This window comes from Nocardia sp. NPDC055050, assembly GCF_053608345.1.
Map to the genome: position 1 here is coordinate 69,389 of NZ_JBSGVG010000013.1, position 11,862 is coordinate 81,250.

An 11,862-nucleotide genomic window follows, 5' to 3' on the forward strand; every position below is an offset into this window, starting at 1 on the left:
CTACTTCTGGATGTCGTGTTCGATGATCCCGATGCCGTCGATTTCCAGGCGCAGATGGTCGCCGGGGGCGAGCCAGCGGCCCAGTTCCATCCCACTTCCACCGGGCAAGGTGCCGGTCGACAGCAGTTCGCCGGGGTAGAGCTGTTCGCTGCAGGACACGTGCGCGATGGCTTGGGCCATCGAGTACCGGGCATTGTGTGTTCCGGTGCGCGCCACGGTCTCTCCGTTGATCGTGACCGTGGCGGTCAATCGGTCGAGCCGATCGATGAGCGCGGGCCCGGCGGCCGCGGTCGCCGACATCGAGGTGAGGAAGTGTTTGGATCGTTGCGGTCCGAACCCCGAACGCATTTCGGCCAGTTGGACGTCGCGGGCGGAGAAGTCGTTGATCACCACCACTGCGGCGATCGCGGCGGCCGCCTGTTCGACGGTGGCGTCGCGCAGCGGAACACCGAGCACGACGCCGAGTTCGAGTTCGAAATCCAGTGCCCGCGTGTAGTTCGGGGCAGCAACCGGCAACCCGGAGGGGACGATGGTCAAGGCGTTGGACATGTAGTAGATCGGCTGCCGGTACCAGAGCGCGTGCGGCCGGAACGGCGGGAAAGTGCGCCGGGTCAGTGTCTCGTACGCGGTGGCGACGCGGGAGCCCGCAGGCAAGAATCGGCGGGCCAGACCGCGCGCGGCGTCGACGGCGTGCCTTTCGAAGATCATGAAATCGCGGAACGAGGCCGGGCACACCGGCAGGACGAGGGCCCCGTCGTCCAGTCCGAGGGCGTCGTAGCGCGCTAGCTCGAAATCGAGGGTAAAGGCGGGCTCGATTCTCGGGAATCCCTGGCTACCATCGGATTCGGACTCGGTGCGCCATCCCGTGCCGTATTCGATCTGGGTATCGATTCGGTGTGTGTTGCGATCGAGGATGCGCCGCATCCGAGGGATCGCCGCAGTGGCCCGATCGTGTGGGTGGGTCATGCGGTGACCTCGACGCCCACACGTAGGTGATCGCGAAGGAATTTCGTCGACAGTGCTGTCCACTGCTCGGCGTGGCCCATGGCACAGTGGTCGTCCTCGGCATAGAGCACCAATTGCGCGTCCGGTGCGGCGATGGCGATGTCGATCGAGTCCTGGGTGGAGGCAAGGGTGTCGCGGGCGCCGTTGATCACCAACAGTGGGATGTCGATCCGGCGATAGTGCTGGGCGAGTGAGAATGTCGCCAATTTGCTCGACAAGTCGGCAGGGCCTCGAGCACCAAGGGTCGAGACCAGCGCGGAGACCATGATCTCGGGCATGCCGATCGAGTTGAGCAGCCCGAAACTGCGGTCAGCGAGCGGGCCGTTGGACACTGCTACCGTCAGCCTCGGGTCGACGGCGGCCATCCGCGTCGACCAGTAGGCTCCGAAACTGAAGCCCAGCATGCCGATCCGTTGCGCATCCAGGCGCGGGTCAGCGCAGAGGTGATCGATGACGGTCGAGTAGATGGTCTCGGCGTCGATGCTCAGCGGCTCGGTATACGAGTAGGTGCCGGGCATCTCCATCACGAATACGCCCATACCGGCGTCACGCCGCGACAACAGCGGCAGTAGCGCTTCGGCGATGGTGCCTTCCAGCCCGTTGGTGACAAGGATCGTCGGTACCGACTCCACACCGGCTGGAAGCATCAGCATTCCACGCACAGTCTGAGCGCCGACCGGAATTCGCACCACTTCGATACGCACTCCCATCGCGGTGTCGAGCGAACCCAGCAGCACTTCGCACAGCCGGTGCGAGCGCTCGTAGGCGACGAGCCTGGCCGGGCTGAACCCCGGCCAGGCGGCGATGAACTCGTACACCAATGCCTTGATCAGCCCGTCGATCGCGATCGCGGCATCGGCGGCGTCGGGATGAGCCGCACAGAATCGGTCGACTGCCTCGGGATCGGCCACCGGCCCTCGGTCGGCCAGGATCGTTACCGCTGGTGAGAGCAACTCGCCCAGAGCATGCAGGTCCAATGGCGCGGCGGGGTCGAGCAGTTGGTCGGTCGACGGCCCGCCCAGGCGCAGCAACGCCGTGTCGGCCCGCGCGAAGTGTTGGCGGGCGAAGTCTTGCCAGTACCCGGTCCAGCGGGTGTCGTCGAAGGACCGGCAACCGTGCAGCTGACGCTGGAATTCCTCGGTGTCGATCCCACCGAGGTGGGTGAACCTCTCGGCGAACAACCGGGGCAGGAATCCCGCCACGCCGACCCGCCGGGCCGCACGCTCGGTGGTGTGAGTCATCGCGCGAGCGCTGATGAGCACTCGTTTGCCGATCTCCCGCACTGACGTCATCGTTGTGCCTCTCGATCTCTAATAGCAGATGTTTCTGCTTTTGTGAGCGTAGGCACAGCGATGGCCAAAAGCAAGAAGCTCTGCTTTAGCATGGGGCTATGTCGGAAGCCGAGAACATCGAGCCGCCGCGTCGACCCGGAGGACGGGCGGCGAAGGTCCGCGAAGCCGTGCATCGCGCCGTGCTCGACGCTGTCGAAGAACACGGCGTGGACAAGGTCGGCATCCCCGATATCAGCCGCCGCGCCGGTGTCCGCGACAGCTCCATCTACCGGCGATGGGGAACGCGGGAGAACCTGGTGCTCGATGTGATGCTCAGCGCGAGCGAGCGCACCCTGCCGTTACCGGACACCGGGTCGTTGCGCGGAGATCTTTCCTTCTTCGCCACCGCACTCATCGCCTACCTCGACAGCCCTCTGGGTACCGGTCTTGCGCGCGCTCTGGCGTTCATCAGCGACTCCGAAGACATCGCCCGAGCACGGAACACCTTCTGGGAAACCCGCTACGAAGCCAACCGGGCCATGGTTGCCCGGGCGGTCGAACGCGGCGAGCTACCCGCCGGCACCGACACCCGGACCGTCGTCGAAACCCTCATCGCGCCGATACACTTCCGCCACTTCCTCACCCGCGAATCGATGGACGAACGGTTCGTCGACCAGCACGTCATCCGGGTGATCCGCGCGTTGCAGTCCGATCCGGCCGAACGAGCGACCGCCCATGACGCCTCCGATACCCCTCGACGAACAGGTAATAAATGACTGATCCCGAACCCCGGCAGCCTTCGGCCTATACCAACGGCCTGCGCACCCGCGAAGAAGTCATGGGCGAGGAGTACGTTGCCCAGGCGCTGGCCCGCACCTCCGGCAGCGAATCGGCAGATCTTCAGCGCTTCGTCACCGAGCATGTCTGGGACGCGGTATGGAATCGGCCTGGTCTGGATCGCCGCGACCGCAGCCTGCTCAACCTGGGAATCCTCACAGCGTTACGAGCACACGACGAGCTCGCCGGCCACGTGCGAGGCGCGCTCAACAACGGGCTCACGCGCGCGCAGATCACCGAGTCGATCATCCACACCGCCGGATATTGCGGCGCACCCGCGGCACTGGCCGCCATGCGGATCGCCCAGCAGGAATTCGATCAACTCTGACCAACCCCGCAGCAGGTCGAACCTTTTGCCGCGCAGCGAACTCGCGCTCGCCTCTCCGAGGCGTACATTGATCAGTTTCGGCCTTCTGACGCCTATGGAAAATTCCGTACTCGACGAGACTGTCAGACATCCTGTACTGCCGAAGAGGGAGCATCCTGCGTTTGACGTTGACAACCTCCTTGACGCCAACGATCGACAATGTCACAGCAGCGCGTCTGGGGCCGACCATGATCCAGGTGACCTATCGGACACGGAGCTCGGAAAGAACGGCCGTGCGCAGCTCGATCTGGCTCCTGCGCGACGGCAGCTGGAACCTTTACTTCCACCAAGGAACGTCGCAACGTGGGACAGCGACACCGCATGACGGCTAGCCGACGACATGCACGCCAGGCGCTGCCACCTCGACAGAAGCAACATCTCGTGCCGATCATGGTGCCTGCCTCAGTCGGCCGGAACGTGCTCTGAATTCGACGCACCCGGAAGCTAAGAGGGCCAGACCCGGTAGGGACCTGGGATAGTTCGGCGAGTGAACGTGCTGGTGGCGGGATTCGTGGCGGGGTTGGTCGTCGCGATGCTCACCGCACCGGTCGGGGTGTCGGGCGCGGTGTTCCTGCTGCCGGTGCAGATCAGCGTGTTGGGAGTACCCAGTCCTGCGGTGACTCCGACGAATCTGTTTGTTCAACGTGGTGTCGATACCGGGGGCGTTGCGGCGCTACAGCCGCCGGGGCCCGCTACGCAGCCCGCTGACTCGAATCCTGCTGGTAGGCACCTTGCCCGCTGTCGTGGTCGGCGCGATGATCCGTGTCTTTTTGGTCCCGAGTGCGGGCGTGTTCAAGCTCATCGCGGCGGCACTGCTGATGCCTCTCGGGGTGTGGCTATGTTTGCTTACGGCCACTCGGGCCGGGCCGACAAGCCGCGGCCATCTATCCGATTCATCACCGGAACCGCGCTGGCGGTCGGTGTGGTCGGCGGGATCTATGGAATCGGTGGTGGATCGTTGCTGAGCCCGATCCTGGTCGGCCGGGGCGTTCCCTTAGCCGAAGTAGCACCGGCCGCGTTGGCCTCGACGTTCCTGACTTCGATCGCGGGCGCGGCGACCTACCTCGGCCTCGCCGTGGTGACCGGTGGCACCGACATCGCCCCGACCTGGGCGATCGGGCTGAGCTGCGGAATCGGCGGCCTGGTCGGCGGATATCTCGGCGCGCACCTGCAGCCTCGACTACCCGAATGAGGACTCCGCTTCGCTCTGGGCGGGGTGGCTATCGCGACGGCGGGCATCTATGCCGCACAAGCACTCTGAGGCATTTTCGCACGCACTGCAATGCTGATCGGGTATCCGGCGAAGTCCGCTCTGACGAATTGTGTTCGATGACACGGAGCGGCCACGAACTGATAATCCGTTGCCGCCGTGTACTGCGCCGGCCGAGTATTTGGCATGACTTCTGATCTCGCACAGCACTACTCCGGCGCCTCGGAGGACGATCGCCTGTCCAGGTCCCCTCACGGCCGTCTGGAGTTCCTTCGCACACAAGAACTGATCCGCCGTGTCCTCACGGCTTCGATGAGAGTGCTCGATGTCGGTGGGGGGACCGGGGTCCACGCCGAATGGTTGGCGAACGACGGTCACATCGTGCACCTCGTCGATCCAGTACCTGGACACGTCGAGACGGCTGCGACACTACCTGGGGTGACCGCCGAGCTGGGCGATGCGCGGCGACTACCTGTCCCCGACAACAGCTTCGACACCGTTCTGCTGCTCGGACCGCTGTACCACCTCACCGAATCCGTCGACCGGACAACAGCTTTGTCCGAGGCCGTACGCGTGCTTCGTCCCGGAGGCATCCTGATCGCGGCCGCGATCAGTCGCTACCTGTCGGCCCTGGAGACTGGCACAAACGGCACCCTCGACGACACACTGACAGCTGCGGTGGGCGAGGTGATCGCCACAGGTGACTACGACGGCCACGTCGGGTTCGTTCGGACTCATTGGCATACGGCAGACGAGCTCCGTACCGAGCTGGAAGCAGCCGGTCTCATTGATGTCGTGACCTACGGCGTCGAAGGCCCGGCCTGGCCCACACTCGATCACGCCGGACAAAACAGCTTTCGATCCCTCGTAACAGCAGCACTGCACTGTGCACGGCTACTGGAACAGGACCCGCTGCTGATCAACGCAAGCGCACACCTATTGGCAATCGCCAGGACCGAGCACTGACCTGGTCCGTGATATCAAACCCACGCCGCATGCCGCATGCCGCGCTGACCGAAGCGGCCAGCGCGGTGCGTAGGAAAATCAACTGACCGTACCGATCCGACGTCGGCGGAACGTCCGCTCGCTACTGCTCACTTCCTGCAGCCTGCACGCCCCCGGACCTCCGCTCAGCTACCGGTTAGCCATCGGCGTTCGATCGTGGAACGAGCCTTTGCCCAGGCTTCTCGGAACTGTTCAGCAGTAATCTCTTCGAGGGAAGAGGCCTCGACGTGCCAGTCATCGGCGCTGGACTCCGAGAGGACTCCATATTTGCTCTCGTATGCCTGAACTGCGCCGATTCCCCCGTGATCTCGGGCACGGATTATCTCTTCGAGCGCTGCGGCGGTGTCGGGCTCACTGTCTGAACCTCGCAGATTGACTTGCCGGTTCGGCCAACCGTCGTCATCGAGTTCGAGGAGAAGCCAGATGCCTTCGTCCTCGTAGTAGTCGCGAATCCACCGCATCCGGCCACAGTATCGTGGCTCGGTAGTCGCCGAGGCAACGTACTGACATGCTGCGGCTGCGATCCAGATAACCGCGGAACCAGCCGACGAACGCACTCAACTGCCGAGTTGAGTGCACAACTGGCGAGTGTGGCTGAAGACCGACGGTAGCCCTTCCTGATTCCAGCTGTTCGAAGGTCAGAGCTGGCCGGTGGTTTGTCGGGAGAGGAACAGCTGACGTTTTTCTCGGTCGACATGGGTGACAACGACCGTGACTCTGTCCCCGATCTGGACGACTTCGTCTGTCGGCTGGGTGAGGTCTCGGCGACGAATCAGCCCCTCGATCCCGTCCGCCACTTGGACAAAGACGCCGAAGGGCACCAGTTGGGTGACATGCCCGCGTAGTTCTCTACCGACGGTGATGCGCTCGGCAAAGGCATGGAAGGGGTCGGGCTGCAGTGCTCGCAGAGACAACCTGGCCTCGGCATTCCAGGTATCGAACTGCAGGAATTCACCCGAAACGCGCTGCCCGACCTGGACAATGTCGGAAGCCGCTTCGAAACGCCTCCAGGACAATTCCGGGATCGTGATGAACCCGACGCCCGGGTAGAGCGGATGCGCGGGGCCATCGTCGAGCGCCACGAACACGCCGAACAATTCAATCGCTGTGACGGTGCCGGAAAGGACCTCGCCGCACCGTAAGGATCCCAGGAACGTCCAGAGTTCGGGGCTCTCGGCCCGCCAATCCATCTGTCCAGCCTTTCATGACGCGCTCAGCCCCTCCAACGACCCTGTGGAACGTCGCGCCATGGCTGGATCGCAGAGTCGTTCCCAGACTTGCCTTTTCGTTTCGCCGCTGGTCAGCGAGCATACGACGTGGACCGGGGCTGCGAAATCCTCAGTTTGCTCGTGGAGCCTTGCAAGTCTTCGAGGAAGCTCTGCGTCGCTCCCTTGTACACGTGGTAGCCGCCGATCGCGATGATGATCAACCCGGCGGCGACGAGAACGATCGTGCCCATGCTCGATCGCATCATCGCAGCAGTGATCCCCGTACTCTGCTCGCTACTGGATTTGCCTGCGCCCCGGGCGAATCCGGATGCGGAGATGGCGAAACCGAGGTAGACCACCGCGAGGGAGAAGGCCTTGACGCGATTGACGGCCTCGGATTTCTTGCTGTCGGAGTCGGGTCTGGAGGAGCTGCCGAGCGCTGCTTCGGCGAGCCGCCACAACGCCATCAGCGAGAACGCGACGACACCGACCCAGAGCGCGAGGACCCCCCGACTTGGCGGCCAGTTCCGCCATGGCCCCTGATTGGTCGGCGGTTCCGCCGCCGCCACCGAGGGCGAGCCGGATGGCGATGTAGCCGATGAACAGGTGCACGATGCCGCTCATGACGAAGCCCGCGCGGGGTCTACTGCGAGGCCTCTCGTTCGGCGAAGCTAGTTCTTGAAGGCGTCTTTGATCTTGGCAGCGGACTGTTTCAGGTTGCCCTTGATTTGTTCGGCCCGACCTTCGGCCTCCAGGCTTCGGTTGCCAGTGGCTCGACCGAACACCTTCTTCACCCGGCCCTTGGTGGCCTCGACGGAATTCGCGATTTTCTTGCTCATACTCATGGCGGTTTCCTCGCTGTGTGCGATCAAGTCAACGCCGGAATCCCACGGCTGTCAACGATGTCGATCTTCGACACAAGGAGCAGAGAGCGATCGTGGTGAGCCTTCTGGCCTGCTGCCGCGACCTTGCCTTCTCTGCCACGCTGATCTGCGATTATCGGATGGATGCCGAACGAGGCCGGGTGGCAGGAGGGCGTAGTCGGGTGATGGCCCGGGTTGCGAGTCCTGCGCCGCGCATCAGCAATGTGAAGGCTGTGGTCGAAGGCCCGGGTACGATTCCGGCCAGTTGTACGCCGTCGAGCAGGTCGTAGAGCGTTTCGCCTTCGTACATCAGGTGTTCGGCGTTGAAGTGATATCGGTCCACCGCGGTGCACTGGATGAACGCGCCGTTGCCCGGGATCGCGGGGGCGTCCGCTCCGTATGGGTGAAGCTTCAGCGGCCCGACGATGTGACCACTTCCGTAGTAGCGCACGACCATCCGAACCTCACCGGTCGGTGACAGGTCGACGTAGCACTGTCCGGGTATCGGATCATAGCGCCAGTCGGGGATGGCATCGAAGAACGCGAAGTTGTAGGCCACGAATTCGTCGAGGCCGACCATTGTCGCGCCGAGGGTCGTCACATCCTTGTACCTGAGATCGCCGGTGTAGAGCTCGTGGTTATGGCTCATATCCCGGGTCTGCCAGCTCCACCAGTACTTCTTCGCCCAGTCGAGAGTCCAGGCGATATCGAGGCCGTGGTCGGCATAGAACGAGATCTTCTTCTCGTATTCGTCGAACCACGTCTGCGTCATGGCGGTCAGCGCGGCTTCATCGAGAACATCGACCGGCTCGGCGCGGTTCGTCAGCACTGCCGGAATCGGTTGTGCCAGGCGCGGCTGTCTCAGTGACAGTTGGAACTGCTCGTCGGTGAACATGACCCTCTCCATCCGGAAGCACATGCTTCCTGATTAATGATGGTTGTTGTAAAGTGGTGCCGTGTCAAGGAGCTACGGCGGACAGACGGCGCAGAGCCGCGCCGCCGACCGGCGGGCGCGGCTGATCGATGTGGGTGTCGAAATAGTTGGCACGCAAGGTGTTTCCGCCCTGGGAATGCGGCCGGTCTGCCGTGCGGCGGGGCTGAGTCAGCGATTCTTCTACGAGAGCTTCGCCGACACAGACGTGCTGCTGCACGCGGTGTACCGGGCGACGCTGTCTCGCTTGGAACAAGCCGTCGCGCCTGCGGTGGCATCCGGCGATCTGCATGCGGTGTTCGAGGCCGCCGCCCGCCTGATGGAGGCCGATCCTCGTGTCTGCCGCATCTTGCTGGTCGAGCCGGTGGCGGATGTGCGACTGCGGGGCTATGTGCGAGAAACTGTTCCGGCTCTCGCAACAGCCGCACTGGGCGATCGCATCGCGGGTTCCCCGGGCGATCCTATTGTCCGCATGCATTTTTCGGCACTCTTCGGCGCCTTGATTTCACTGTTCGTCGAGTGGACGGAAGGTAATCTCGGCACCGACCGGAACGCCTTCGCCGGCCACGTGACTACCGTCGCGAAACAACTTATGAGCGAGATCAGCTCGGCCGAAACAAGGCGCCGATGATGAGGCGAGCGCTGCAGACATTGACGCCGTGATTCTTTCGACTGGGCAGGGCGTCGTGCGCCTCGGTCGGTGAGCCCCCGCAGGGCCCAGGCCGATCAATCGCTGTTCAGAGCAGGGCGCGACACCTCGTGTGCCGGTTCTACGAGGACGCCGGGCATATAGTCGTCAGTGGCGACGCTCGACGAGGTGCACCGAATTTCCACCCCGTATGTCCGCACCTCCCCGCTCCGCATGAGCTGTCTCGGATGGGTGCGACTAACGGGTGAGGACCGATGGAACGCGACAAAAACAAGCTCTTACACGGGCCTTTGTTCGCCCGGAACATTCCGCTCGACCGTCGGAACGCGGCTCGCCGGATCAGCGCGTACATCTACGGGAACGTCCTGATCCTCTCCGCGCTGATCCCGGTCGCGCCATCCCTCGAGGATGTCGGTATCGCGGTCGTTCTCGGGGCCGCCCTGTCGACGTTCATCGCCCATGTCTTCGCCGAGAGCGTCGGGCAATCGGTACGCCAGAGCGGCGTGCCCTCCCCGCCCCAGCCATGGCTCGACCTGCGTGATTCGCTGCCGATCCTCAGTTCGGCGGTGCTGCCCTGCGCGATCCTCGCGGCGGCGGCGGTCGGATGGCTCGAACCACGGACCGCTCAGGTGCTCGCCGAGGTCGCCATGCTGGTGCGGATCGGCGGAATCACGTTCGTCATCCGCAGGCTCGAGGGTGCGCGGCCGGATCGGTCGACTCTGCTCGGGGCGATTCTGCTCGGCTGCGCGGCCACCGCTGTCGTAGCGGCGAAGGTCATCCTCACGCACTGATCCGAGGCAGAGCGGTCGGGGAACGCCCCGACTGCCTTCGGGAATATGGATCACCGGGGCTGGGGGCGCGCTTTCCCTGCGCTGAATCTAGAACACGTTCTACACTCCGGTCATGGACCTGGTTGCTATCGAGGAGATCAAGCGTCTCAAGCACCGCTACTTCCGCACGCTCGACCTGAAACTGTGGGACGAGTTCGCGGACTGCCTCGCCGAGGACGTCTCCGCGCGCTATGGCACCCAGGCCATGGGCGAGCCACTGCATTACGACAATCGCGCCGACGTCGTGGCCTTCATGCGCAAGAACCTCGGACCCGGGATCGTCACGGTCCACATCGCCAACCACCCCGAGATCGAGACCGATGGTGACATCGCGAAGGGTTCGTGGGCATTCGAGGACACCGTCCTGGTGCCGGGCGCGAAGATCCAGATCCGCGGCGGCGGATACTATTGCGACACTTATCGTCGCGACCCGGACGGGGAGTGGCGGATCGCCTCGACGCGATACGAGCGCATCTACGAGGCATTGACCTCGCTGGAAGACCTCCCGAGCTTCACGCTGCTGGCCAACCGCTGGGATCCATCGCTGGAGCACTGACCGGTGATTGCCTGCGCGAGCATCCAGCGGGCGGCATCATCGCACGCCCGCTGGACACCATCCTTCTGCCACACCTCGACAGCGGCCTCATCTATAGGATCGGGCACGCGAAACGCGGAATCAGGGGGCGCCGGGTATGGATCAGCAGGCATCGCAACAGTTTCCGTCCCGGACGGGCGGGAGTATCGAATCGCGCGGTGACACAGCACCTTCGCAGATGCCGGGGAGGGTCCGGGCGGCGCGGGTCATCATTTTCGTGATGTCGGCGATCGGACTGGCCGGCACCGTCGCGCTGATAGGAATGGGTCATCCCCATGCGGCGGGCGGGAACACGCAGGGATACCTGTTCTTCTGGGCGATGGCCGTCACCGCCTTGTTCTTCGCGCGGCGCCGGGGCTGGGTCCGGATCACCGTGACCGTCTTCGCCGTGATCGAAGGGCTCGTCGCTTTCGGTTCCATGGCCTTCAGCGGCGGGAACGTGGACACCGATGCCGGTTTCGCCTTCGTCCGGATGTCACCCGGGCCTTTCGGGCTGGTCGCGGTGATCGCCATTATCGCCCTGCTGTTCGGTGGATCGGCCGACCGATGGTTCGGTCGTCCCGCCGGGGCGGCACCGGGCAGCCCGCGACCGATGCGGGATCCGGGCGAGCTGCTGCTGCGCCGCCGCCCTTACGTGGTCGGTGTGCTGATCACGATCGTGGTCGTCATCGGCATCGTGACGGCGGTGGTCATCGGCAACACCAGCAACACCACCGGGCCCGGCGCGCTGTCGGCCGGCGACTGCGTCGCGACCCAGGACGACCTGAGTATCGGTTTCTCCGATGCCGAGTTGGTGAAGGTCGGCTGTTCGGACGTAAGAGCCCAGGCGAAGGTCATCGCCCGAATAGCGGGCACCGACAAGACCACCGAGTGCCAGAAGTACGAGGACTCCGTCAAGCTCGCGGGGTACATCGGCTCCGACGGCGGTGCGTCTTTCGTGCTCTGCCTGCGTTCGTTCAGCTGAATTCGGCGACCCAGCGGCAGCAACGTCGGAGGAGACATCACAAGGTCCTGACGAGCCTGAGTCGGTCGAGCCCGATGGGCGCGTAGATTCGACCTTGCTGTGATCGTGAGCGTTCCTCGACGAAGGG

At 64.0% G+C, this 11,862-nt stretch carries 16 protein-coding genes; 8 read left to right on the forward strand and 8 right to left on the reverse strand.

Annotation, left to right across the window (positions count from 1 at the left end; all coding sequences use genetic code 11):
* Together ACWGCN_RS16030 and ACWGCN_RS16035 are read right to left on the reverse strand one after the other, a co-directional pair.
* Entirely contained in the window at positions 1-966 is a 966-nt protein-coding gene (locus ACWGCN_RS16030) for a fumarylacetoacetate hydrolase family protein (protein WP_387446849.1), read from the reverse strand.
* On the reverse strand, positions 963-2,297 hold the full coding sequence (locus tag ACWGCN_RS16035) for an alpha/beta hydrolase family protein (RefSeq protein ID WP_379316505.1): 1,335 nt from the start codon (positions 2,295-2,297) through the stop codon (positions 963-965). Before ACWGCN_RS16035 ends, ACWGCN_RS16030 begins: the two co-directional genes overlap by 4 nt.
* Positions 2,298-2,395: 98 nt before the next feature.
* Here ACWGCN_RS16035 and ACWGCN_RS16040 point away from each other — a divergent pair, with 98 nt between their 5' ends.
* The 4 genes from ACWGCN_RS16040 to ACWGCN_RS16055 all read left to right on the forward strand — a co-directional run bounded on the left by ACWGCN_RS16040 (position 2,396) and on the right by ACWGCN_RS16055 (position 5,656).
* Positions 2,396-3,052, forward strand: coding sequence for a TetR/AcrR family transcriptional regulator (locus tag ACWGCN_RS16040; RefSeq protein ID WP_452457381.1), 657 nt, complete (start codon positions 2,396-2,398; stop codon positions 3,050-3,052).
* Positions 3,049-3,441, forward strand: coding sequence for a carboxymuconolactone decarboxylase family protein (locus ACWGCN_RS16045; protein WP_387446853.1), 393 nt, complete (start codon positions 3,049-3,051; stop codon positions 3,439-3,441). The genes ACWGCN_RS16040 and ACWGCN_RS16045 overlap by 4 nt, the downstream gene beginning before the upstream one ends.
* An 877-nt stretch (positions 3,442-4,318) precedes the next feature.
* On the forward strand, positions 4,319-4,672 hold the full coding sequence (locus ACWGCN_RS16050; RefSeq protein ID WP_452457380.1) for a TSUP family transporter: 354 nt from the start codon (positions 4,319-4,321) through the stop codon (positions 4,670-4,672).
* A gap of 204 nt (positions 4,673-4,876) precedes the next feature.
* The gene (locus tag ACWGCN_RS16055) at positions 4,877-5,656 is read left to right on the forward strand and encodes a class I SAM-dependent methyltransferase (protein ID WP_452457379.1); all 780 of its coding nucleotides are present in this window, start codon (positions 4,877-4,879) and stop codon (positions 5,654-5,656) included.
* Positions 5,657-5,820: 164 nt separating this feature from the next.
* Here the strand turns inward: ACWGCN_RS16055 and ACWGCN_RS16060 are convergent, their stop codons facing one another.
* From ACWGCN_RS16060 to ACWGCN_RS16085, 6 genes are all read right to left on the reverse strand, one after another.
* A complete protein-coding gene (locus ACWGCN_RS16060; protein WP_387446860.1) occupies positions 5,821-6,156 on the reverse strand; it encodes a hypothetical protein in 336 nt (111 codons plus the stop codon).
* A gap of 177 nt (positions 6,157-6,333) precedes the next feature.
* Positions 6,334-6,885 (reverse strand): S1 RNA-binding domain-containing protein, encoded by a 552-nt coding sequence (locus tag ACWGCN_RS16065; RefSeq protein WP_452457378.1) that lies wholly within the window; start codon positions 6,883-6,885, stop codon positions 6,334-6,336.
* 110 nt (positions 6,886-6,995) lie between these two features.
* A complete protein-coding gene (locus tag ACWGCN_RS16070; RefSeq protein WP_452529043.1) occupies positions 6,996-7,169 on the reverse strand; it encodes a hypothetical protein in 174 nt (57 codons plus the stop codon).
* A 28-nt stretch (positions 7,170-7,197) separates the two neighbouring features.
* Entirely contained in the window at positions 7,198-7,527 is a 330-nt protein-coding gene (locus ACWGCN_RS16075; protein ID WP_452457376.1) for a DUF1206 domain-containing protein, read from the reverse strand.
* A 47-nt stretch (positions 7,528-7,574) separates the two neighbouring features.
* Positions 7,575-7,742 carry a CsbD family protein gene (locus ACWGCN_RS16080; RefSeq protein ID WP_378990006.1) on the reverse strand — a complete coding sequence of 56 codons (168 nt, stop codon included), beginning with the start codon at positions 7,740-7,742 and terminating at the stop codon, positions 7,575-7,577.
* A 157-nt stretch (positions 7,743-7,899) separates the two neighbouring features.
* Entirely contained in the window at positions 7,900-8,661 is a 762-nt protein-coding gene (locus tag ACWGCN_RS16085; protein WP_452457375.1) for a nuclear transport factor 2 family protein, read from the reverse strand.
* Between the two features lie 61 nt (positions 8,662-8,722).
* Here ACWGCN_RS16085 and ACWGCN_RS16090 point away from each other — a divergent pair, with 61 nt between their 5' ends.
* From ACWGCN_RS16090 to ACWGCN_RS16105, 4 genes are all read left to right on the forward strand, one after another.
* Complete coding sequence (locus ACWGCN_RS16090; protein WP_378989666.1) at positions 8,723-9,328, forward strand: TetR/AcrR family transcriptional regulator; 606 nt, start codon at positions 8,723-8,725, stop codon at positions 9,326-9,328.
* Positions 9,329-9,600: 272 nt separating this feature from the next.
* Positions 9,601-10,137: a hypothetical protein gene (locus ACWGCN_RS16095; RefSeq protein ID WP_452457374.1), complete on the forward strand. Its 537-nt coding sequence runs from the start codon at positions 9,601-9,603 to the stop codon at positions 10,135-10,137.
* 112 nt (positions 10,138-10,249) lie between these two features.
* Positions 10,250-10,732: a nuclear transport factor 2 family protein gene (locus ACWGCN_RS16100; RefSeq protein ID WP_379312449.1), complete on the forward strand. Its 483-nt coding sequence runs from the start codon at positions 10,250-10,252 to the stop codon at positions 10,730-10,732.
* 259 nt (positions 10,733-10,991) lie between these two features.
* Complete coding sequence (locus tag ACWGCN_RS16105; RefSeq protein ID WP_387446869.1) at positions 10,992-11,735, forward strand: LppU/SCO3897 family protein; 744 nt, start codon at positions 10,992-10,994, stop codon at positions 11,733-11,735.
* The last annotated feature ends 127 nt before the right edge of the window (positions 11,736-11,862 follow it).

What these genes read in the sequence shown, in the direction of transcription:
- ACWGCN_RS16095 (WP_452457374.1), top strand. Translation starts at nt 9,601, where the DNA reads ATGGAACGCGACAAAAACAAGCTCTTACACGGGCCTTTGTTCGCCCGG.
- ACWGCN_RS16085 (WP_452457375.1), bottom strand. Translation starts at nt 8,661, where the DNA reads ATGTTCACCGACGAGCAGTTCCAACTGTCACTGAGACAGCCGCGCCTG.
- ACWGCN_RS16035 (WP_379316505.1), bottom strand. Translation starts at nt 2,297, where the DNA reads ATGACGTCAGTGCGGGAGATCGGCAAACGAGTGCTCATCAGCGCTCGC.
- ACWGCN_RS16080 (WP_378990006.1), bottom strand. Translation starts at nt 7,742, where the DNA reads ATGAGCAAGAAAATCGCGAATTCCGTCGAGGCCACCAAGGGCCGGGTG.
- ACWGCN_RS16065 (WP_452457378.1), bottom strand. Translation starts at nt 6,885, where the DNA reads ATGGATTGGCGGGCCGAGAGCCCCGAACTCTGGACGTTCCTGGGATCC.
- ACWGCN_RS16045 (WP_387446853.1), top strand. Translation starts at nt 3,049, where the DNA reads ATGACTGATCCCGAACCCCGGCAGCCTTCGGCCTATACCAACGGCCTG.
- ACWGCN_RS16100 (WP_379312449.1), top strand. Translation starts at nt 10,250, where the DNA reads ATGGACCTGGTTGCTATCGAGGAGATCAAGCGTCTCAAGCACCGCTAC.
- ACWGCN_RS16050 (WP_452457380.1), top strand. Translation starts at nt 4,319, where the DNA reads ATGTTTGCTTACGGCCACTCGGGCCGGGCCGACAAGCCGCGGCCATCT.
- ACWGCN_RS16030 (WP_387446849.1), bottom strand. Translation starts at nt 966, where the DNA reads ATGACCCACCCACACGATCGGGCCACTGCGGCGATCCCTCGGATGCGG.
- ACWGCN_RS16105 (WP_387446869.1), top strand. Translation starts at nt 10,992, where the DNA reads ATGTCGGCGATCGGACTGGCCGGCACCGTCGCGCTGATAGGAATGGGT.
- ACWGCN_RS16060 (WP_387446860.1), bottom strand. Translation starts at nt 6,156, where the DNA reads ATGCGGTGGATTCGCGACTACTACGAGGACGAAGGCATCTGGCTTCTC.
- ACWGCN_RS16040 (WP_452457381.1), top strand. Translation starts at nt 2,396, where the DNA reads ATGTCGGAAGCCGAGAACATCGAGCCGCCGCGTCGACCCGGAGGACGG.
- ACWGCN_RS16070 (WP_452529043.1), bottom strand. Translation starts at nt 7,169, where the DNA reads ATGATGCGATCGAGCATGGGCACGATCGTTCTCGTCGCCGCCGGGTTG.
- ACWGCN_RS16075 (WP_452457376.1), bottom strand. Translation starts at nt 7,527, where the DNA reads ATGAGCGGCATCGTGCACCTGTTCATCGGCTACATCGCCATCCGGCTC.
- ACWGCN_RS16055 (WP_452457379.1), top strand. Translation starts at nt 4,877, where the DNA reads ATGACTTCTGATCTCGCACAGCACTACTCCGGCGCCTCGGAGGACGAT.